Origin of the sequence: Lentzea sp., assembly GCF_036380075.1 — a bacterium.
GTDB lineage: Bacteria > Actinomycetota > Actinomycetes > Mycobacteriales > Pseudonocardiaceae > Lentzea.
In genome coordinates this window covers 1-19,599 of record NZ_DASVFL010000155.1, presented here as the reverse complement: position 1 = coordinate 19,599, position 19,599 = coordinate 1, and the positions used below count along the sequence as shown (strand labels likewise).

21 protein-coding genes are annotated in these 19,599 nt (G+C 71.7%); 11 read left to right on the top strand and 10 right to left on the bottom strand.

What is annotated here, in order from left to right:
* Positions 1-24 precede the first annotated feature (24 nt).
* Entirely contained in the window at positions 25-345 is a 321-nt protein-coding gene (locus VF330_RS18310; RefSeq protein ID WP_330852831.1) for a DUF6292 family protein, read from the bottom strand.
* 182 nt (positions 346-527) lie between these two features.
* Here VF330_RS18310 and VF330_RS18305 point away from each other — a divergent pair, with 182 nt between their 5' ends.
* Positions 528-2,231 carry a dihydroxy-acid dehydratase gene (locus VF330_RS18305; RefSeq protein ID WP_330852830.1) on the top strand — a complete coding sequence of 568 codons (1,704 nt, stop codon included), beginning with the start codon at positions 528-530 and terminating at the stop codon, positions 2,229-2,231.
* Here VF330_RS18305 and VF330_RS18300 read toward each other — a convergent pair.
* Both VF330_RS18300 and VF330_RS18295 read right to left on the bottom strand, forming a co-directional pair.
* Positions 2,212-2,619, bottom strand: a complete 408-nt coding sequence (locus VF330_RS18300; RefSeq protein WP_330852829.1) for a hypothetical protein — start codon at positions 2,617-2,619, stop codon at positions 2,212-2,214. The genes VF330_RS18305 and VF330_RS18300 overlap by 20 nt on opposite strands.
* Before the next feature lie 61 nt (positions 2,620-2,680).
* Entirely contained in the window at positions 2,681-2,863 is a 183-nt protein-coding gene (locus tag VF330_RS18295) for a zinc transporter Slc39a7 (RefSeq protein ID WP_330852828.1), read from the bottom strand.
* Positions 2,864-2,977: 114 nt separating this feature from the next.
* On the opposite strand from VF330_RS18295, the gene VF330_RS18290 reads away from it, so the two are divergent.
* Genes VF330_RS18290 through VF330_RS18270 form a run of 5 tightly spaced genes read left to right on the top strand, consistent with a single transcriptional unit; the run spans position 2,978 to position 7,901 of the window.
* Positions 2,978-4,543 (top strand): ABC transporter substrate-binding protein, encoded by a 1,566-nt coding sequence (locus VF330_RS18290; protein ID WP_330852827.1) that lies wholly within the window; start codon positions 2,978-2,980, stop codon positions 4,541-4,543.
* Positions 4,507-5,514: an ABC transporter permease gene (locus VF330_RS18285; protein ID WP_330852826.1), complete on the top strand. Its 1,008-nt coding sequence runs from the start codon at positions 4,507-4,509 to the stop codon at positions 5,512-5,514. Before VF330_RS18290 ends, VF330_RS18285 begins: the two co-directional genes overlap by 37 nt.
* The gene (locus VF330_RS18280; RefSeq protein ID WP_330852825.1) at positions 5,507-6,391 is read left to right on the top strand and encodes an ABC transporter permease; all 885 of its coding nucleotides are present in this window, start codon (positions 5,507-5,509) and stop codon (positions 6,389-6,391) included. Before VF330_RS18285 ends, VF330_RS18280 begins: the two co-directional genes overlap by 8 nt.
* The gene (locus tag VF330_RS18275) at positions 6,385-7,287 is read left to right on the top strand and encodes an ABC transporter ATP-binding protein (protein ID WP_330852824.1); all 903 of its coding nucleotides are present in this window, start codon (positions 6,385-6,387) and stop codon (positions 7,285-7,287) included. Before VF330_RS18280 ends, VF330_RS18275 begins: the two co-directional genes overlap by 7 nt.
* Positions 7,269-7,901, top strand: coding sequence for an ABC transporter ATP-binding protein (locus VF330_RS18270; RefSeq protein ID WP_330852823.1), 633 nt, complete (start codon positions 7,269-7,271; stop codon positions 7,899-7,901). Before VF330_RS18275 ends, VF330_RS18270 begins: the two co-directional genes overlap by 19 nt.
* On the opposite strand, the gene VF330_RS18265 is transcribed toward VF330_RS18270, so the two are convergent.
* From VF330_RS18265 to VF330_RS18245, 5 genes are read right to left on the bottom strand one after another with little or no spacing between them, the layout of a single operon-like run.
* Positions 7,873-8,397, bottom strand: a complete 525-nt coding sequence (locus VF330_RS18265; RefSeq protein ID WP_330852822.1) for a class F sortase — start codon at positions 8,395-8,397, stop codon at positions 7,873-7,875. The two genes, VF330_RS18270 and VF330_RS18265, sit on opposite strands and share 29 nt — an antisense overlap.
* The gene (locus VF330_RS18260; protein ID WP_330852821.1) at positions 8,397-9,140 is read right to left on the bottom strand and encodes a DUF4397 domain-containing protein; all 744 of its coding nucleotides are present in this window, start codon (positions 9,138-9,140) and stop codon (positions 8,397-8,399) included. The genes VF330_RS18265 and VF330_RS18260 overlap by 1 nt, the downstream gene beginning before the upstream one ends.
* 45 nt (positions 9,141-9,185) lie before the next feature.
* Positions 9,186-10,049, bottom strand: coding sequence for a PfkB family carbohydrate kinase (locus VF330_RS18255; RefSeq protein ID WP_330852820.1), 864 nt, complete (start codon positions 10,047-10,049; stop codon positions 9,186-9,188).
* A 28-nt stretch (positions 10,050-10,077) separates the two neighbouring features.
* Complete coding sequence (locus VF330_RS18250; protein WP_330852819.1) at positions 10,078-10,827, bottom strand: hypothetical protein; 750 nt, start codon at positions 10,825-10,827, stop codon at positions 10,078-10,080.
* Positions 10,828-10,850: 23 nt separating this feature from the next.
* Positions 10,851-11,975, bottom strand: coding sequence for a GAF domain-containing protein (locus VF330_RS18245; protein ID WP_330852818.1), 1,125 nt, complete (start codon positions 11,973-11,975; stop codon positions 10,851-10,853).
* Between the two features lie 127 nt (positions 11,976-12,102).
* Between VF330_RS18245 and VF330_RS18240 the strand changes: the two genes are divergently transcribed.
* Genes VF330_RS18240 through VF330_RS18225 form a run of 4 tightly spaced genes read left to right on the top strand, consistent with a single transcriptional unit; the run spans position 12,103 to position 15,655 of the window.
* The gene (locus tag VF330_RS18240) at positions 12,103-13,626 is read left to right on the top strand and encodes an aldehyde dehydrogenase family protein (protein ID WP_330852817.1); all 1,524 of its coding nucleotides are present in this window, start codon (positions 12,103-12,105) and stop codon (positions 13,624-13,626) included.
* Positions 13,626-13,979: a DUF779 domain-containing protein gene (locus tag VF330_RS18235; RefSeq protein WP_330852816.1), complete on the top strand. Its 354-nt coding sequence runs from the start codon at positions 13,626-13,628 to the stop codon at positions 13,977-13,979. Before VF330_RS18240 ends, VF330_RS18235 begins: the two co-directional genes overlap by 1 nt.
* Positions 13,980-13,988: 9 nt before the next feature.
* A complete protein-coding gene (locus VF330_RS18230; RefSeq protein WP_330852815.1) occupies positions 13,989-14,843 on the top strand; it encodes a hypothetical protein in 855 nt (284 codons plus the stop codon).
* A complete protein-coding gene (locus tag VF330_RS18225) occupies positions 14,840-15,655 on the top strand; it encodes a hypothetical protein (RefSeq protein WP_330852814.1) in 816 nt (271 codons plus the stop codon). The genes VF330_RS18230 and VF330_RS18225 overlap by 4 nt, the downstream gene beginning before the upstream one ends.
* Here the strand turns inward: VF330_RS18225 and VF330_RS18220 are convergent.
* Positions 15,643-16,224, bottom strand: a complete 582-nt coding sequence (locus tag VF330_RS18220) for an acetoacetate decarboxylase family protein (RefSeq protein ID WP_330852813.1) — start codon at positions 16,222-16,224, stop codon at positions 15,643-15,645. The genes VF330_RS18225 and VF330_RS18220 overlap by 13 nt on opposite strands.
* 121 nt (positions 16,225-16,345) lie before the next feature.
* On the opposite strand from VF330_RS18220, the gene VF330_RS18215 reads away from it, so the two are divergent.
* Positions 16,346-17,617, top strand: a complete 1,272-nt coding sequence (locus tag VF330_RS18215; RefSeq protein WP_330852812.1) for a hypothetical protein — start codon at positions 16,346-16,348, stop codon at positions 17,615-17,617.
* 49 nt (positions 17,618-17,666) lie between these two features.
* Here the strand turns inward: VF330_RS18215 and VF330_RS18210 are convergent, their stop codons facing one another.
* A complete protein-coding gene (locus VF330_RS18210) occupies positions 17,667-18,710 on the bottom strand; it encodes a chitinase (RefSeq protein ID WP_330852811.1) in 1,044 nt (347 codons plus the stop codon).
* Between the last annotated feature and the right edge of the window lie 889 nt (positions 18,711-19,599).

Below are 19,599 nucleotides of genomic sequence, written 5' to 3'. Positions count from 1 at the left end.
GTGGGGGCCGGACCTTTCTGGTGCTCAGGCCACGTGGCCGGTCGCCGCGCCCGTCTCCACGAGCAACCGCCGCACCCAGCGGGCCACGGTCCGCGGGGGCGGCTCCACCGCTCCCCCGAGGTGCGCGACCACGGTGAGCTCGGCACCGCCCGGCGACTCCACCGCGACCGCCCAGCCGTGCCCGGACGTCCACAGCAGAGCGACGTCCAGTCCGGGGTGGTCGGGAAGCTCGCCGTCGACCGCTATGTAGACCCGCAACGGCTTCTCGCGGTCCACGCAGGACGACTCACCGCTCAGACCCAGTTCGCGCGTGACCCTCAGCGCGTAGTCCAGCTCCAACGCCATCACGTCGACCGCCTTCCGCCCACCGGGGTAGCAGCGCCGACTGCTTGACGCAGAGCGCGGTTACCCCGGTTGGGGGGAACGGAAACCTCCGCCGCGACGCCGGGTCACGCGAAGATCGCCTGACCCGGCGGTTTTCGCGCCTCCAGCCGTTATGGTCGAGATCGACCGCTTGGAGGCGCGCAGTGGGACTTCGCAGCGAGCAGTGGTACGCCGGTGACGACCGCAACGCCTACATCCACCGCGCCTGGATGCGCCGCGGCGGCCCGTCCGACGGGTTCTCCCGGCCGCAGATCGCCATCGCCAACTCCGCCAGCGACCTCACGCCGTGCAACGCGCATCTGAACGAGGTCGCCGCCTCCGTCTCCCACGGCGTGCGCGAGGCGGGCGGCATCCCGTTGAACCTGCCCGTGGTGTCGCTGGGCGAGACGAACGTCCGGCCCACCGCGATGCTGTGGCGCAACATGGCCGCGATGGCCACCGAGGAGATGCTGCGCGCCAACCCCGTCGACGGCGTGGTGCTGCTCGGCGGGTGCGACAAGACGATCCCCGCGTTGCTGATGGCCGCGGCGTCCGTCGACATCCCCGCGGTCGTGGTGCCCGGCGGCCCGATGCTGACCGGCACGTTCCGCGGGGTGCCGCTGGGCTGCGGCACGGACGTGTGGCGGCTGTCCGAGGAGGTGCGCGCCGGGACGTTGTCGCGCGAGCAGTTCCTGCGCTCGGAGTCGGCGATGATCCGCAGCCGCGGCCACTGCAACACGATGGGCACGGCGTCGACGATGGCGCTGGTCGCGGAGGCGCTCGGCACGGTCGTGCCGGGTGTCGCGGGCACGCCCGCGCCGGACAGCAGGCTGCTGGAGGCCTCGCACGGCACCGGGCGCCTCGTCGTCGAGCTCGTCGAGAAGGACCGGCGCCCCAGCACGTTCCTCACGAAGGCCAGCTTCCACAACGCGATCGTCGCGCTGGCCGCCATCGGCGGGTCCACGAACGCCGTGGTGCACCTGCTCGCCATCGCCGGACGCCTCGGCATCGACCTCACCCTCGACGACTTCGACCGCGTCGGCTCCGGCGTGCCACTGCTCGTCGACCTCCAGCCGGCCGGCCGGTTCCTGATGGAGGACTTCCACCGCGCCGGCGGTCTGCTGGCCGTGCTGCGGGAGGTCCGCGACCTGCTCGACCCGGAGGCGCTGTCCGTCACCGGCGCGCCGCTCGTCGACCACCTCGACGACGCGCCGATCTGGGACCCGGAGGTGATCAGGAGCAGGCAGGAGCCGATCATCGCCGAGGGCGGGATCGCCGTGCTGCGCGGCAACCTGGCGCCGTCGGGCGCGCTGATCAAACCGGCGGCCGCCTCCGCGAACCTGTTGCGGCACCGGGGACGGGCCGTGGTGTTCGACAGCATCGAGGACTTCCACGCCCGCGTCGACGACCCGGACCTCGACGTGGACGCGGACTCCGTGCTGGTGCTGCGCGGCTGCGGTCCGCGCGGGTACCCGGGCATGCCGGAGGTGTCGAACATGCCGCTGCCGAAGAAGCTGCTGGAACAGGGCGTGCGCGACATGGTCCGGATCTGCGACGGGCGCATGAGCGGTACCGCGTACGGCACGGTGGTCCTGCACGTGGCGCCGGAAGCGGCGGCGGGCGGACCGCTCGGACTGGTCCGCACGGGTGACGTGATCGTGCTGGACGTGGAGAACCGCCGGATCGACGTGGAGGCACCGGACTTCCTCGACCGCACGCCGAGCGAGGCGATGAAGGCGGCGTTCGCGGCACCGGGACGCGGCTGGGAGCGGCTCTACATCGACCACGTGCTCGGCGCCGACACGGGCGCGGACCTGGACTTCCTGACGGGCTCCAGCGGCAGCGAGGTCACTCGCGAGTCGCACTGACGGGCCGGCGGCCCCGCACCGCCACCCAGAGGAAGTACGAGCCGGCGACCAGCCAGAGGAAGCCGAGCGCGCCGTCCTCGAGGGTGCCGCGCGGGCCGCCTTCGCCGGCCGTCAGCGACACCAGCTTCGCCGCGGTCATCGAGGCGCCGAACCCGAGCAGTGCCACCACCACACCGGCCAGCACCCTGTTCACCTGGTACGACCTCACGAGGCCCCAGGTGTAGACGCCCGGCGCGCCCAGGCCGGCGACGACGCCCCAGCCGCCGATCTCGTTCAGCTCGGGCACGTACCCGCTGCCCCGGAAGTAGTTCACGGCCATCACGGTGAGCATCAGCCCGCCGATGACCGCGAGCACGGCGAAGAACCCCAGAACGACCCTGGCGACCACGCTTCCCCCATCCCCCGAGGGGAACGAGGCTAGCGCGGCCGCCGTCGCTCAGGTGCCGTTTTCAGTGCGCGTGCTCGTGCTGCTCCACGTGGTCGGAGTCGTGCACGTGGGTGTGCGTGTGCTCCTCGCCGCCGTGCGAGTGGGTGTGCTCGTGCTCGACGTGGTCGTGCTCGTGCTCGCCGTGCGGATGCGTGTGGGACTCGTCGCCGTGGCTGTGCTCGTGGGAGTGCACTCCGTTGGTCATGTACTCGACCTTGGCATGAGATCGGCTTGAGTGCATAGATGCAACCTCTTGCCTGTTGCAACTTGCTTGCTGTTAGCTGCACGCGGCAACACGGACTTCTGGGGAGGAACTGGGATGCGGCGCGCCCTCTTGCTGGTCGTCGTCCTGCTGGCCGGGTGCTCGTCACCCGACGGCGAGACGAGCGGACCGGCGACGTCCATCGTGATCGGGGCGGGCAGCGAGCCCGAGAACCTCAACCCGGTGCTCGGCTACGCGCCCGACGGCGCCGCGAAGATCTTCGACGGTCTCGTCACGCGGGACGCGTCGCTGGCGCTCAAGCCGGCGCTGGCGACCGAGCTGCCGAGCGCGTCCGCGGACGGCCTGAAGTGGACCGCCAGGCTGCGCGAGGACGTCACGTTCTCCGACGGCACCCCGCTCACCGCCAAGGACGTCGTGTTCACCTACAGGTCCGTGCTGGACAAGAAGGTGAACTCCACGATCGCGTCTCGGTTCGACGCGGTGGCCGACGTCGTGGCCACCGACGAGCGGACCGTCGAGTTCACGCTCTCCTACCCCTACGCGCCGTTCGCGCAGCAGCTGGCGCTGGGGATCGTGCCCGAGGCGAAGCTCACCGGCACCGACATCAACAGCGCGCCGTTCAACACCGCCCCGGTCGGCACCGGCCCGTACACGGTCGCCGAGTGGCGCAAGGGCGACCGGATGGTGTTGAAGGCCAACGAGAAGTACTGGGGCGGCGCGCCGGCGATCAAGTCCGTGACCGTCGTCTTCGTGCCCGACGACAACGCCCGCGCGACCCGCATGGCCGCCGGCGAGTTCGACGGCACCGTGCTGCCGCCCAAGCTCGCGGCGACCTACCGCGACCGCTCCGGCTACCGGATCGTGCAGAACCCGTCGGCCGACTACCGCGGCATCGGCATCCCCTCGGAGCTGCCGTTCACCTCCACCCCGCAGGTGCGCCGCGCGATCAACCTCGGCATCGACCGCCAGGCCATGATCGACGCGGTGCTGGCGGGCTCGGGCAAGCCCGCGTCCACGCCGATCTCGCCGTACCTGAAGGACTGGTACAGCGCGGACTCCGCGTTCCCCCACGACGTCGCGCAGGCCGAGAAGCTGCTCGACGAGGCCGGCTGGCGCAAGGGCGCGGACGGCAAGCGCGCCAAGGACGGTCAGCCCGCGCGGCTGCCGGTGCTCTACCCCGCACCGGACGTGCTGCGCAAGGAGCTCGCGCTCGCCGCGGCGTCCGACATCGCGAAGCTCGGCATCGACGCACCGGTCGAGGCCACGACGTTCGACATCATGCTGCAGCGCCGCAAGGAGGCCGCCGCGATCTGGGGCGGCGGCGACCCGTACGACCCGGACACCGCCGCGTACACGTTGCTGCACAGCAAGTACGCGGGCCAGGACGGCTACGTGAACATGACGCTGTACCGCAACTCCACTGTGGACTCCGCACTCGACACCGCGCGCCGCAGCCTCGACCCGGCGGCCCGCAAGCAGGCCTACGACGACTTCCAGAAGGCCTACGCGGCCGACCCCGGCTGGGCGTTCCTGGTCTTCCTCGACCACACCTACGTGCTGCGGGACAGGTGGAACGGCCAGGAGACGCAGGTCGAGCCGCACGACCACGGCCTGGTGCACGCGGTGTGGTGGAACCTCGAGCGCTGGACGCCGAAGTCGTGATCCGGTCCATCGGCCGGCTGGCGCTGCGGCGCCTGGCCTTCGCGGTCCCCGTCCTGCTCGTCGTCAGCTTCGCCCTCTTCGTGCTGGCCAAGGCGTCCCCGTTCGACCCCGTCGAACGCTACTTCGGCGTCCGCATCATCGGTGCCTCCCCCGAGCGCGTGGCCCAGCTGCGCGCGAACTGGGGCGTCGACGAACCCGTAGTGGCGCAGTACTGGGCCTGGCTGCGGCACGCCGTCACGGGCGACCTCGGCGACTCGTTGTCGTTGCAGCAACCCGTCTCGGCGGTGATCGGCGACCGTCTCGGGTGGACGGTGCTGCTCGTGTCGGTCGGCTTCACGCTGGCCCTGCTGCTGGGCCTGCTGCTCGGCACGGTCGCGGCGTGGCGGCAGGGCTCGTGGACGGACCGGGCGATCACCGGCGGCTGCTACGCCCTGGAGGCGGCGCCGGTGTTCTGGCTCGGGCTGGCCGTGCTGTACGTGTTCGCGTTGCAGCTGCGGTGGCTGCCCGGCGGCGGTGTGACGACCGGGGCCGAACCGGTGTCCGCCGGCGGCGTGGCGGTGCACATGGTGCTGCCGGTGGCGGTGCTGGCGATCTCGCAGGCGCCGTGGTTCGTGCTGTTCGTGCGGCAGAACCTCCTGGAGTCGTTCACCCAGGACCACGTGACCGGTGCGCGCGCCCGCGGTCTCCCGGACCACCTGGTGGTCTCCGGGCACGCCCTGCGGACCTCGCTGCTGCCGTTCCTCACGCTGCTCGGCGCACGCCTGCCGGAGCTGATCACCGGCGCGTTGCTGGTGGAGACCGTGTTCTCGTGGCCGGGCATCGCGCGGGCGACGGTCGAGGCGGCGTTGAACGTCGACTTCGCGCTGCTGGGCGCGCTGACCGTGATGGCGACCGGCGTGGTGCTGCTCGGCAACCTGCTGGCCGACGTCCTGTACGCACTGGCCGACCCGAGGGTGGCACTCGATGGCTGACCTGACCTGGCGCCCCGCGCCGCGCAGCCGCCTCACCGCGGCGAGCCCGCCCCGGTCGCCGAGGTGGCGGCTCGTGCCGTCCGCGACCGTCCTCGGCCTGGTCGCGCTCGTCGTCCTGGTCGTCCCCCTGCTCGTCGACCTCAACGAGCAGTACGTCGACCTCGCGATCGCCAACCAGCCGCCGAACGCCTCACACCTCTTCGGCACCGACGAGCTCGGCCGCGACGTGCTGCTGCGGTGCGTCTACGCGCTGAGGGTCTCCCTCACGGTCGGCGTGGTCGCGGCCGTGATCTCCGCGGTCGTCGGCACGGCGGTCGGCGCCCTCGCGGGGTCGGTCGGCGGCTGGTTCGACCGGGTGCTGATGCGCTTGGTCGACGCCATCGCGTCGGTCCCGCACCTGCTGCTGGGCATCGTGATCGTCGCGGTGCTGCGGCCGAGCCTCACCGCCGTCATCATCTCGATCGCGCTCACCCACTGGCTCACCGCCGCGCGGATCGTGCGCTCGGAGGTGCTCTCGCTCAAGACCAGGCCGTTCATCGACGCGGCCATCGTCGGCGGCGCGTCCCGGTTCCAGGTGATGACCCGGCACCTGCTGCCGAACGTCGCCCCGCAGGTGCTGCTCGCGACGACGCTGATGGTGCCGCACGCCGTGTGGCACGAGACGGCCCTGTCGTTCCTCGGCCTGGGCCTGCCCCCGCACGCCGCCAGCATCGGCAACATGATCAACGACGCCCAGCGGTCGCTGCTGATCGGCGGCTGGTGGATGTCCCTCGCGCCCGGCCTGCTGCTCATCGTCACGACGCTCGCCGTGTCCGGCGTGAGCGGCGTGTGGCGGGACCGGCTCAACCCCAAGCGGCGCACGGAGCTGACGTGGTGAACCTGGAGATCGACCGCGTGTCGGTGCGGTTCGCGCTCAAGGGCGCGACCGTCGAGGCGGTCAACGACGTGTCGTTGCGGATCCGGCCCGGCGAGTGCGTGGCGCTGGTCGGCGAGAGCGGCTGCGGCAAGACGGTGCTGGCCAGCGCCCTGCTCGGGTTCCTGCCCGGCAACGCCGAGACCAGCGGCAGCGCGCGGCTGGGCGACGTCGAGCTGCTCGACGCGACCGACCACGAGCTCGCGACGACGATCCGCGGCCGCCAGATCGGGCTCATCCCGCAGAGCCCGGCCAGCCACCTCACTCCCGTCCGCACCGCGCGGTCCCAGCTGGAGGAGGCCGCCCGCGTCCTGGACGGCGACGCCGCCCGGGCGGCCACCAGGGCGGGCCTGGCACCCGAGCACCTCGACCGCTACCCGCACGAGCTGTCCGGCGGCATGGCCCAGCGCGTCGCGAACGCGCTGGCGCTGGTCGGCGACCCGTGGCTGCTCATCGCCGACGAACCGACCACCGGCCTGGACCGCGACCTGGTGGACGGGCTGCTCGACGAGTTCCGCCGGCTCGTCGACGACGGGCACGCCGTTCTGCTGATCACCCACGACCTGGCGGCGGCGCACAGGATCGCCGACCGGATCGCGGTGATGTACGCGGGGCGGATCGTCGAGGTCGGCCCCGCCCACGAGGTGCTCGGCGACGCGAAGCACCCCTACGCGCGCGGCCTCGCCAACGCGCTGCCGGAGCGGGACTTCCTCCCGATCCCCGGCCAGCCTCCCCTGCTCACGAACCTGCCGGACGGCTGCGCGTTCGCCCCGCGCTGCGACCAGGCCACCGCGATCTGTGAGGAACGCCCCGTGCTGACCGACGACGAGCACGCCGTCGCGTGCCACCGCCCGTGCTGACCGGCACCGGCATCACCGCCGGCTACCGCCACCCCGTGGTCACCGACGTCAGCCTGACCGTCCGTCCGGGGCAGACGGTCGGGCTCGCCGGGCCCAGCGGCTCGGGCAAGTCCACTGTGGCGCGCGTGCTCGCGTTGCTGCACAAGCCCTTCTCCGGCACCGTCGAGATCGACGGCGAGACCGTCACCGGCTACCGGTTCCAGGCCGCCCAGCGCACGAGGATCGGCGTGCTGTTCCAGCAGCCCCGGCTGTCCGTGGACCCGCGGTTCACCCTCCGGCAGGCGATCGCGGAACCGGGCGGCGACCGCGTCGAGGAGCTGGCCGACCTGGTCATGCTCACCGGCGACCTGCTCGGCCGCCGGCCCCACGAGGTCAGCGACGGCCAGCTGCAACGCGCCTGCCTCGCCCGCGCGCTCGCCCTGGAGCCGCGCTACCTGATCTGCGACGAGATGACCACGATGCTGGACGCCTCGACGACCGCGGCGCTGGTCGGTGTGATCCGCGCCTACCAGGAGCGGACCGGCGCGGGCGTGCTGGCGATCTCGCACGACGCCACGCTGCTGGCCAGGTGGGCCGACGAGACGGTCAGACTTTCAGCACCGCCTCCACGATGACGTTGTCGCGGTAGCTGCCCGCGACCCGGTCGAACTCGCCGCCGCACGTCACCAGCCGCAGCTCCGACAACGGCGTCGGCGCGTACACGACGGCCGTCGGGAACGCGGTCTTCTCGGTCGAGTAGCTGCTGCTCACGACGAACGTGAGCGTGCTGCCGTCCTTCCGCTCGACCAGCACCTCGGCGCCGGGCTGGAGCTCGGGCAGCCGGAAGAACACGCCGGGCCCGGTCTTCGAGTCGACGTGCCCGGCGATCACCGCGGGCCCGGTGTCGCCCGGCGCGACGCCCTTGGCGTACCAGCCGGCCCTGTCCGCGCGCGTGGGCGGCTCCAGGGCTCCCGCGGAGTCGACCGCGAGCTCCTCGAGCGAGGTCTCGACGCCGATCGACGGGATCCGCACCGTCACCGGCTCCGGCACCTCGTCCCCGCCGGGCCCCTTGACGATGTAGATGAGCGCGACGAGCACGGCCGAGCCCATCAGCAGCTTGCCCTTGGCCATCAGCCGAACCGGAAGAGCCTGCCGCGCACCGAGAACATCGCGGCGCCCACGATGAGCGCGATGACCAGCGCGGTGAGCCAGTCCCAGCCGCCCGCCATGCCGCCGAACCCGGTCTCCTGCCCGCCACCGGGCACGACCTCGGCGGCCTTGGCGTCGGTGCGCAGCTCGATCCGCCGGGCGCTGACCAGCAGCGAATACACGGCGCCGGCTTCGAGCGTGGCCTCCAGCCGCGTCGACTCCTTGCCGCGCGGCAGCACCTGCAGCGCGTCCGAGCCGGGCAGCATGACGACGTAGCCGGTGGTGGAGTTGGCCTGCACGTTGCGGTGGACGAACACGCTGCCCCGCAGGAGGTCCATCTCGGCGTCGCCGGCGTTGATCACCCGCAGCTTGGCCTGGCCGTTCGGCGGCAGGCTGACGTCGTCCTCCAGCACCTTCATCGTGGAGGCGATGTCGACGACCGTGTACGCCTTCCCGGCGGTCGCGATCACCAGCACGGACCGCAGCACGGGGCCGCCGGGGTCGGAGCCGGCCGTGCGGAACTCGACGTTGTGCTCCCCCGGTTCGACGCGCCGGTACTCGTAGAGCTCGGCGTAGTCGAGGGTGCCGAGCTTCACCCCGTCCAGGGTCGCGTCGACGCGCGCCTGGTCCATGGAGAAGTGGCCGAGCCGGACGTAGGTACCGGACGCGGCCTGCGCGGGCGCGGCGGACAGCAGCAGCAACAGCACGACGGCGAGCACTCGCACGCGGGACCTCCCCTCACCGGACGTGGACAACGATAACTCGCCTGATCAGCGCGCGGTGAGCGTCGGCCGTCCGCCGAGGTGTGCGACGGTGTCGCCGGACGCCTCGACGGCGCGCCGCGCGGCCTCCTCGACGCCGTCCCCGCGCGTGAGGGCGAACGTCAGCGCCGCCACGAACGAGTCGCCGCCCCCGGTGGTGTCCACGACCTCGACGTCGCCGAGGGGCAGCACGAGCTCGCCGGAGTCCCAGACGAACACGTTGCCCACGTCGTCGACGGCGAACGCGACCAGGTCCGGCCCCTTGGCCAGCACCGCGCGGGCCGCCTCCACGGCGTCGTCGGCGGTTCCGATCGTCCGGCCGGACAGCAGCTCGGCTTCCCGGTGGTCCGCGCGCACGACGTCGGCGCGGGCCAGCAGCTCGTCGGCCAGCCGTTCCGGTGCCCCGTCGAGCACCACCCGGCCGCGCGCCGCCCGTGCGGCCGCGAGCGCCACCTCGGGCGGCTGCTGGAGCTGCACGACCACGGCCGCCGCCCCGGCGATGACGTCCAGGGGCAGGTCGTCCTCGCGCAGCAGCACGGCCTCCGGGAGGTGTTCGAGGTAGCGCCAGCCGTCGGCGACGAGGTCCACGATCAACCCCGTCCCGGTGTCCGGCCTGCGCACCACGCCCTCGGTCGCGATCCCGTCCGCGGCGGCCCGCGCGATCAGCCGCTCGCCGGTGTCGTCGTCGCCGACCACGCCGACGAGCGCGACCGGGGCGCCCAGCTGGGCCAGGCCGACGGCGATGTTCGCGCCCTTGCCGCCGAGCATCTCGCGGCGTTCCCGCACGGGCGTCGTGCCGCCGGGGCCGGGCACCTCGTCGACGACGAGGACCAGGTCCCTGGCCAGCTGTCCGATCACGACGATGTCGTCCACACCGCTGGGCTACCCAATCGGCGGCCGATCAACTCCGGAGATACCGGTCGGTGACGTCGAGCCCGTCCGGCAGCACCTCGAAGAGGTCGACCGGTGTCCGTTGCGACACCATCTCCGTGCGGTGCAAGCGCTTGAGGCGGTCCCGCGCGACGACGACCTGCTGGCTCGGCGCGGACAGCACCAGCACGGGCACCGCGCCCTGGGCGACGTGCCCGCCGACGCGGTCGGCGCTGCCCCGGCCGAACTTGAGCACCTTGCCGTACCGCACGAGGTACAGCAGCGTCTCCTCGCCGCGTGAGCGCTTGAGCCGCTGCACCTCGCCGGTCTCCTCGTTGAGGCCCCACGTGCCGTGCGACTTCGTCAGCCACCGGAAGCCCGTCCACGGCAGTCCGTGGACGTCGGTGGCCAGCACCGTCCACCCCGGCTGGGAGTACTTGGCCAGGCGGACCTTCACGGTCGTCGCGGCGATCAGCTCCGAGCTCTCCCGCCAGGTGCCGTCGAGCTCCAGCCGGTGCGCGATCCGCTGCACCGCCGGGTCCGGCACCGACCTGTCGTCCAGGCACACGAGGCACCGCGTCCGCCACCCGACTCCGCACGACCGCGCGACGCCGCACCAGCCGCACTGCAGGATCTGCACGGGCGCGCCGCCGGGCCGGTCGTGCAGGACCTTCATCTGGCCGGCCACGACCCGCAGGCACGGCTCGCACAGGCCGCACCACGCGACCTCGGTGACCTCCTTGCGCGGCAACCGGGTCATGCAGTTGATGCACTGCTTCACTTCGCCCTCCCCGACGGGAAAGCCTATTCCAGTGCCCTCCGCAGGCGCGAGGAGACGAGGGCGTGGCGCGGGTCCGCCGCCGGGAGCACCCCGTGCAGCCGTTCGAGCACCTCCGCGTCGTCCCCGCTGTCCGCGAACGCCATCAGCGCGTCGAGGTCGCCCCGCTCCAGCACACCCCTGCGCACCGCGGCCGCGAGATCGAGCCGCTCCTCACGGACCACCGGCGCGTCCGAACGGGCCAGCAGCTCGCCGCTGTAGCGCCGGGTCGCCTTTCCGGCGTCACCGGACCGCAGCGCCGTCCGCACGTCGAGGAAGTCACCGCGCACCACGGCGTCGAGCCGGTACGGCCGCGTCAGCAGGACGCCGCCGAGCTGCGCCCGCAGCCGGTGCAGCTCCGCGCGGACCGTGGTCGGGTTCCCGCGCTCGCCGTAGAGCAGCAGCGCGAGCTGGTCGGCGGTGAGTCCCTTGGGGTGCAACGCGAGCGCCGTCAGCACCTCCGCGTTGCGCAGCGTCAGCGCGAGCGACCGGCCGTCGAGCTCGGCGTGCAGGCCGCCGAGGAAGTCGAGCGTGAGCACGTGCCGGCGGGGCGCGAACTGCCGCAGGTGGTGCTGGGCGAGCTGGGCGGCGGCCGAGACGAGCTGCGCGACGGCCGGGTGCGTGGACTTGAGCGGCCCGCTGACGTCGACCACCCCGAGCAGCACGCCCGTGTGGGGGTCGGTGATCGGGCTCGCCGCGCACGTCCAGCCGTGGTAGGTGCGCACGAGGTGCTCGCGGGAGTGGACGGTGACGGGCCGCCCGGTGACGAGCGCGGTGCCCATCGCGTTCGTGCCGATGGCGTCCTCGCTCCACCGCGACCCCTCGGTGAGGTGGACGCGTTCGGCCTGGTGGCGGATCCGGTTGTCGCCCTCGCACCAGAGGATGTGCCCTCGGGTGTCGGTGACGATCATGATCGTGTCGTCGAGGGACAGCGTGTGCCGCAGCAACGGCATCGTCTCGGCCAGCGGGTGCGAGCCGCGCAGGTCGGCGACCTCGTCGGGCGCGTAGACGACCGGCGCCTCGTGGCGGTCCGGGTCGACGCGCGCGGCCAGGGAGCGCCGCCACGACTCGAAGATCTCCGGACGCGCGGCACCCAGCTCGACTGGGTCCATCGGTCCAGGATGCAGGCCGTACCACCGCGGCGGCAACCCCGGCACTGCTCCGATCGGATGCAACGCGGGTGAAACGTTCGCCGATCTACGGTCGCCGCCTGTTCGCAACGACGCGGGAGGCCCGACGATGGCGAAGTACGCCGCTCCAGGACAACCGGACAGCGTGGTGACGTACCGGGACCGGTACGACCACTTCATCGGCGGCGAGTACGTGCCGCCCGCCAAGGGCGAGTACTTCGCCAACCCGACCCCGGTCACCGGTGAGGAGTTCACCGAGATCGCCCGCGGCACCTCCGAGGACGTCGACCGCGCGCTCGACGCGGCCCACGGCGCCGCCCGCGCGTGGGGCAGGACCTCGGTCGCGGAGCGCGCGAACGTGCTGAACAGGATCGCCGACCGGATGGAGGCGAACCTCGAGAAGCTGGCCGTCGCGGAGACGTGGGAGAACGGCAAGCCGGTCCGCGAGACGCTGGCCGCCGACCTGCCGCTCGCCGTCGACCACTTCCGCTACTTCGCGGGCGCCATCCGCGCCCAGGAGGGCGGCATCTCGCAGATCGACGAGGACCTCGTCGCCTACCACTTCCACGAGCCGCTCGGCGTCGTCGCGCAGATCATCCCGTGGAACTTCCCGATCCTGATGGCGGTCTGGAAGCTCGCGCCCGCGCTGGCGGCGGGCAACGCGGTCGTGCTCAAGCCCGCCGAGCAGACCCCGGCGTCGATCCACGTGCTGATGGAGCTGATCGCCGACCTGCTGCCGCCGGGCGTCGTGAACATCGTCAACGGCTTCGGCGTCGAGGCCGGCAAGCCGCTGGCGTCGTCGCGCCGCGTCGCGAAGGTCGCGTTCACCGGCGAGACGACCACCGGCCGGTTGATCATGCAGTACGCCAGCGAGAACATCATCCCGGTCACGCTGGAGCTCGGCGGCAAGTCGCCGAACGTGTTCTTCGCCGACGTGGCCGCGCAGCGGGACGCCTTCTACGACAAGGCCCTCGAGGGCTTCACGATGTTCGCGCTGAACCAGGGCGAGGTCTGCACCTGCCCGTCGCGCGCGTTGATCCAGAGCTCGATCTACGACCAGTTCCTCGGCGACGCCGTGGAGCGCACCAAGGCGGTCAAGCAGGGCCACCCGCTCGACACCGAGACGATGATCGGCGCGCAGGCGTCCAACGACCAGCTCGAGAAGATCCTGTCGTACATCGACATCGGCAAGCAGGAGGGCGCGAAGGTGCTGACGGGCGGCGAGCGCGCCGACCTCGGCGGCGAGCTGTCCGGCGGCTACTACGTCACCCCGACGGTCTTCGAGGGCGACAACAAGATGCGGATCTTCCAGGAGGAGATCTTCGGCCCGGTCGTCTCCGTCGCGCGGTTCGACGACTACGACGACGCGCTCAAGACCGCGAACGACACGCTGTACGGCCTCGGCGCGGGCGTGTGGTCGCGCGACGGCTCGGTCGCCTACCGCGCGGGCCGCGACATCCAGGCGGGTCGCGTGTGGGTGAACAACTACCACGCCTACCCGGCGCACGCGGCGTTCGGCGGCTACAAGCAGTCCGGCATCGGCCGCGAGAACCACCGCGTGATGCTCGACCACTACCAGCAGACCAAGAACCTGCTCGTCAGCTACTCCCAGAACGCCCAGGGCTTCTTCTGATGGCCCGCGTGGCACTGACCCCTGAGGCGGCGGAGGTCCTCCGCCGCCTCAGGGCGGACCACGGCGAGCTGATGTTCCACCAGTCCGGCGGCTGCTGCGACGGCTCGGCCCCGATGTGCTACCCCGCCGGGGAGTTCCGCACCGGCTCGTCGGACGTGCACCTCGGCGACCTCGCGGTGGACGACGGGTTCGAGATCGGAGTCTGGATGTCCGCGGCGCAGTTCGAGTACTGGAGCCACACGCACCTCACGATCGACGTGGTGCCCGGCCGTGGGAGCGGTTTCTCGCTGGAGGCGCCACTGGGAGTGCGCTTTCTGGTGCGTTCGCGTCTGCTGGACGACGGGGAGCTCTAACATGCGCGCATGACAGTCCAATGCGGATGCTGTGGAGCCGAGATCACGTCTGCGGACCGCATCGACTACCGGCTCAACCGTCCGGAGCAGCTGATCGGCGTGCCCGGCGAGCGGCTCGGCGCGCCGACGGGCGGACTGCTCGTCGGACCGGACGGTGACACCTACATCCGTTGTCTGCTCCCGGTTCAGCTGACCGGCGGAACAGAGCTCGTGTTCGGCGCGTGGATGCGCATCAGCAAGGTCGACGCCATGTACGCCCACGCCGTGTGGGACAACGACGGCGAATATTCGAACCTGCGCCTGTCCGGCAGGTTCGCGAACGTCATCAGGCCGTGGGACGTGCTCGACGTGCCCGCCGAGGCCGCGGTGCTCAACGCCGACGAGCTGCCGTACTTCACCTCGCACCCGTTGCTGGAACGGGAATGGGACCGCGACGAGGTGCTCAGCCGCATCCGGCACCCGTTGCCGGTGCCCGTGCGGGAGAAGTTCGGCGAAGTGTGGACGATCGAGCGCACCGAGGGCATGAGGTGCGTGATCGAGGGCCGCACCGTCCGGTTCACGAGCCCCGGCCGGTCCGTGGCGATCGACGTCTACCGCGACCTCACCGGCGGCAGCCCGAGCGACTTCCTGGGCGCGGTGCTCGACGGCTACCCGGCGACCGCGGAGCACTCGGTCGAGCACGACGGCGAGGAGCTGCGGCACGCGTTCTGGCTCAGCGAGGTCATCTACGGCCACGAGGAGCAGGTGTTCCACGGGCACGTCGTGCGGCGTGGCACGATGCTGTCCGTGCGCTGCGTCTACCGATACCCCGCCGACAGCGCCTGGGCGCACCACGTGCTCAACAGCGTCCGGTACATCGGGTGACGGCCTGCGCGTGCTGCGGCGCGGAGGTCGACGAGGACGGCGCGATCGACCTCGACCTCGGCCTGCCGCCCCTCGCGGGAGGCGTCGAACGCCTGGCGGGCGGCGACGTGCTGCTGGGCGCGGAGTCGGCGTACGTGCGGTGCGTGCTGCCCGTGGAGCTGACCGGCGACCTGGAGCTGTGGTTCAGCGCGTGGATGCGCGTCACGGCCGAGGACGCCCGGCGCGCCGCCGCCTCGTGGGGCGAGGAGTCGCTGCGGCTGACCGGCACCTTCGCGCACGACATCAAGCCGTGGGACGGCCTGGACGGCGCCGAGGTGGTCGCCGAGGTCGTGGAAGCCGGTTCGCCACCCGACTTCGTGGTGCACCCGCTGCTCGGCAGGACCTGGGACCGCGACCACGTGCTCAGCGCGTTCCCGGTGGAGCTGCCGATCTCGATCCGGCAGGAGCTGCGCGGCCCGTGGAGCGTCGAACGGACCTCCGGCCTCACGCCGCACCTGGCGCCGGACGGCCTGCGGTTCGCCGGCCCCGGCCGCACGGTCTTCCTCGACACCCGCAAGGCGCCCGGCGTGTCCGCCCGGTGCGTGCTCGAGCTGGCGCTCGCGGGCGCGCCGTCCGTGCCCGCCGACCAGAAGCACCTGGTCGAGAACGGCGCCGAGCTGCGGCACGCGCTGTGGCTCACCACGATCCGGCACGAGTTCTACGGGCACGTGGCGCGGTTCGGCGAACTGCTGATCGTGACGTGCCTCTACGACGACCCCGCGGACGACGCGTGGGCCCGGCACGTGCTGAACAGCGTCCGCTACGGCGCCTGACCGAACGTCAGCCGCATGTCGTCCAGCGCGACGCTCACCAGCGGCGTCCGGCCGGTGAGGTAGCCGAGCGGTCCGCCGGCCGGAATGAACCAGCCGGTCCTGACCAGGCGGATCCGGCCGGACATGCCCGCGTGGGCCCGCACGTCCCGCCCGTCGAGCCGCTGCGCGGTGGGACCGGCGAACCTCCAGCCGCCGGGGAGCTTCAGGCCGCCGGTCACGGCGACCGCCGCGATGGACGAGCCCTGGCCGAAGCGCGCGAGCTTCTTCGGGATGCCCCACAGTTCCCGGCCGCCGTCCCGGGACGCCTCGCTGTCGACCCAGATCTGCGGCACCGTCACAGCCACCGAGCCGCGGTCCAGGACCGGTGCCGCGACGAGCAGCTCGTCGTAGGTGAGCACGCTGCCCGGCGCGTACGTCACGAACGCGACGGCCACGAAGGTGTTGCCCGCCAACGAGATCAGCCGCGCACCGGAGGGCAGGTGCTGGGCGGGGACGACGCCGCGGGGCACGCGGAACACGGAGATCACGGCGGATCCGCGCATGTGCCACGGTTCGGGTGGGTACCGCACGCCACGACCGTACCGCGATCATGGTCCGCCCACCGCCTGGACCACGGCGGCAACGTCAGGGAAATCCCAAGTTTGCCCGAGTGAGCTGGACCACTCGACGACCCGGACTGACGATTCCGCCATGAACGTCCTGCTGGCATTCGCACTCACCGCGAGTCTCACGTCTCCGGTGCCCCTGCCGCCGACCGCGCCGTGCCCGGAGAACGTCCCCGCCGGCACCACCTGCTACGAGGGCCGGGACGCCAACGGCGCGTACTACACGATCGCCGTGCCGAAGAAGTGGAACAAGACTCTGGTCGTGCACTCGCACGGAGGCCCCGACCTCGGCGACCCCACGCCCGAGCGCACCCGCGACGACCTGAACCGCTGGGCCGTCATGGTGAAGGAGGGCTACGCGTGGGCGGGCACGTCGTACCGGCGCGGTGGCTACGGCACGCGGATGGCGGCCGAGGACACGGACAACCTGCGCAGGATGGTCAGCGCGATGCTCAAGCCGCACAAGGTGTTCCTCCACGGCCAGTCGTGGGGCGGCAACGTCGCGGCGAAGACCATCGAGCTGTACAAGGGTTACGACGCGGCCCTGCTCACCAGCGGCGTCATGGCCGGCGGCTCGCGCGGCTACGACTACCGCGTCGACCTGCGCGTGGTCTACCAGTACTACTGCGGCAACCACCCGCGCCCGTCCGAGGCGCAGTACCCGCTGTGGCAAGGACTTCGCGCCGGTTCCACGATGACGACCGCGGGCCTGCGCGGCCGCGTCGAGGAGTGCCTCGGCGTCGCCGGCAGCCGCACACCCGAACAGCAGCAGAAGCTGACCGACATCCTCGCAGTCACCAAGATCCCCGAGGAGACCCTGCAGTCGCACCTGAACTTCGCGACGTTCACGTTCCGCGACATCGTGCACAACCGCTTGGGCGACCGGAACCCGTTCAGCAACACCGGTGTCGTCTACCAGGGCTCGCACGACGACAAGGCCCTGAACGCCGGCGTGGAGCGCTTCGCCGCCGACCCCGCGGCCCGCGCCGAGCTGGCCTACGACAGCGACCTGACCGGCAAGATCGACATCCCGGTCCTGTCCGTGCACGCGATCGGCGACCCGACGGCGTTCGTGGAGCACGAGTCGGCCTACCGCGACACCGTCCAGAAGGCCGGCCGCTGGTACAACCTCGTGCAGACCTTCACGACCGAGGCCACGCACAGCGCGTTCAGCGACTCCGAGTACGCGGCGGCCATGCAGTCGCTGGCGGCGTGGGAGAAGTTCGGCGTGCGCTCCAACCCGTTCCTGATCGCGGCCTCCTGCCCCTCGTACGACAGGAAGTACGGCACGGGCTGCTTCTTCGACCCGCGGTACCGCCCCGCACCCTACGAGTCGCGGGTGGCACCGCGAGCTTGACGCCCAGCACGGCGGCCGCCGCGCACGGTGCGGCGGCCGCGCACTGCTTCTACCTTCCCTGCAACGACTTCACGGTGTCCCCGAAGGTCCAGCCCTTCGACCCGTCCCAGTTGACCGACCAGGTCATCAGCCCCTTGAGCTGACCACCGAAGCTGTTCCACGCCTGCCCGACCAGCGAGGGGCTCAGGTACCCGCCACCGGCACCGGGCTGCGCGGGCAGGCCGGGAACCTGCTTGTCGTACGGCACCTTGATCGTGGTGCCCTGCACGACCAGTCCCTTGTTCAGGCACTGCGTCTGCGCCACGAACCCCTGCACTGTGCCCGCCTGGTAGCTGTCACCGGCACACCCGTACATGGACCCGTTGTAGTACTGCATGTTCAGCCACCACAGCCGCCCGTTGTCCGCGTACTTCTTGATGATCGGCAGGTACGCGCCCCAGATCGACCCGTACACGACACTGCCGCCCGTCACGTACGCCGTCTCGGGCGCCATCGTGAGGCCGAACCCCGCGGGCATGGCCGCGAGAACCCTGTCGATGATGCGGACGAGGTTGGCCTGCGACGCCGACAGCTGGCTGATGTTCCCGCTGCCGACCAGCCCGGTCTCGATGTCGATGTCGATGCCGTCGAAGTTGTACCGCTTGAGGATCGGCACGACGGTGGCGACGAACCGGTCGGCCACGGCGCTGGAGCTCAGGTCGATCCCCGCCGCCGCACCACCGATGGACAACAGGATGGTCGCCCCGGCCGCCTTGGCCGCACACATCTCGGCGGGCGTCGCGACCTTGACGCCGGCGTCCATGCCGTCCTCCCACAGCACGGTGCCGTCGGAGCGGATGACGGGGAACGCCGCGTTGACGACGTTGTAGCCGTGCTGCTTGATGCGCGCGTCGGTGATGGGCGTCCAGCCGAACGGCGGGTGGACCCCGTTGGACGCGCCGTCCCAGTTCTCCCAGTAGCCCTGCAGGACCTTGCCCTGCGGCCGGGCTTTGAGCGCGCACGTGTCGGCGGCTTGGGCGGTGGGCGGGACGAGGGTGGTGCCGAGGAGCAGGAGCAGGGCTGTCAGTGCCCTGGGCAGGATGCGGGCAGACATCGCTCACCTTTCGCGTTCAGGCGGCGACCCGCTGTCATTGAAGCACGAAATGGTCCAGACCTCTACCGGGGTGCGGGCGGAGAGGGCGGAAAGGGCGGCAGGACGGCGGCGAGGATGGGGCGGGGATTGGGGAGGAGAGCGATCAGGGTGGAAAGCGGCGGGCGGAGGACGGCAGCGGCAGGGTTAAGGCGGCGGTAGGGCGGCAGCAGTAGGGCCAAGGCAGCGACACAAGGTGGCAGCGGCAGGCCGGGAAACGGCCGGGGTGAGCGGCTGGCGCGAAATCCAGCGGCAGCTGGAAAAAACGGCGGCAGCTAGCGGGGTGACGGGTAGGCAGCGGCATCGGCGGGCTGCTGCGCAGAGCGGCGCGGCAGACGGCGGCTAGCAGACAGCAACGAGAGACGGACGGTGGTCAGCAGCAGCAGCGGCGATAGGTGGCGGCGCTCTCACGATCGACGCAGGGTTGGCAGCGGTGGAGCGGCAGCAAGGTGGCGGTGGCAGCAAGGTGGCGGTGGCAGGTCGAGGAACGGCGGAAGGGTGAGTGAGGGCGCGAAGCCCTTCGGCGGCAGCAACACCGGTGGCGGCAGTTAGCGGAGGCGGGCAGGGAGCGGTAGGTGGCGGCGGCTGGACCTGGTCGGTGGCGGCGGCGCTCTCACGATCGGCGTCGGAGCCGGCGGGGTTGGCTGCGGCGAGCTGTTGCCGGGCAGACGTTCCTACCTCACAACGGCTTCGCCCTCGACCGTTCGCCTGAGCTGCTGCGCTGATCTCCGGCATTCGCTGCGCCGTCTCACCCAGCCGCCGTCCCCACCCGACGACTCCCCGCACCCGCCGCCTCCCTCAAAGGCAGCTCGCCCGCTGGCCGCCTCCATCAACGGCCAACCCCCTCCCGGCC

Coding starts and splice junctions, on each gene's coding strand:
- VF330_RS18265 (WP_330852822.1), bottom strand. CDS start 8,397: ATGGCCAAGGGCAAGCTGCTGATGGGCTCGGCCGTGCTCGTCGCGCTC.
- VF330_RS18245 (WP_330852818.1), bottom strand. CDS start 11,975: ATGGACCCAGTCGAGCTGGGTGCCGCGCGTCCGGAGATCTTCGAGTCG.
- VF330_RS18295 (WP_330852828.1), bottom strand. CDS start 2,863: ATGACCAACGGAGTGCACTCCCACGAGCACAGCCACGGCGACGAGTCC.
- VF330_RS18235 (WP_330852816.1), top strand. CDS start 13,626: ATGGCCCGCGTGGCACTGACCCCTGAGGCGGCGGAGGTCCTCCGCCGC.
- VF330_RS18215 (WP_330852812.1), top strand. CDS start 16,346: ATGAACGTCCTGCTGGCATTCGCACTCACCGCGAGTCTCACGTCTCCG.
- VF330_RS18280 (WP_330852825.1), top strand. CDS start 5,507: ATGGCTGACCTGACCTGGCGCCCCGCGCCGCGCAGCCGCCTCACCGCG.
- VF330_RS18310 (WP_330852831.1), bottom strand. CDS start 345: ATGGCGTTGGAGCTGGACTACGCGCTGAGGGTCACGCGCGAACTGGGT.
- VF330_RS18210 (WP_330852811.1), bottom strand. CDS start 18,710: ATGTCTGCCCGCATCCTGCCCAGGGCACTGACAGCCCTGCTCCTGCTC.
- VF330_RS18230 (WP_330852815.1), top strand. CDS start 13,989: ATGACAGTCCAATGCGGATGCTGTGGAGCCGAGATCACGTCTGCGGAC.
- VF330_RS18290 (WP_330852827.1), top strand. CDS start 2,978: ATGCGGCGCGCCCTCTTGCTGGTCGTCGTCCTGCTGGCCGGGTGCTCG.
- VF330_RS18240 (WP_330852817.1), top strand. CDS start 12,103: ATGGCGAAGTACGCCGCTCCAGGACAACCGGACAGCGTGGTGACGTAC.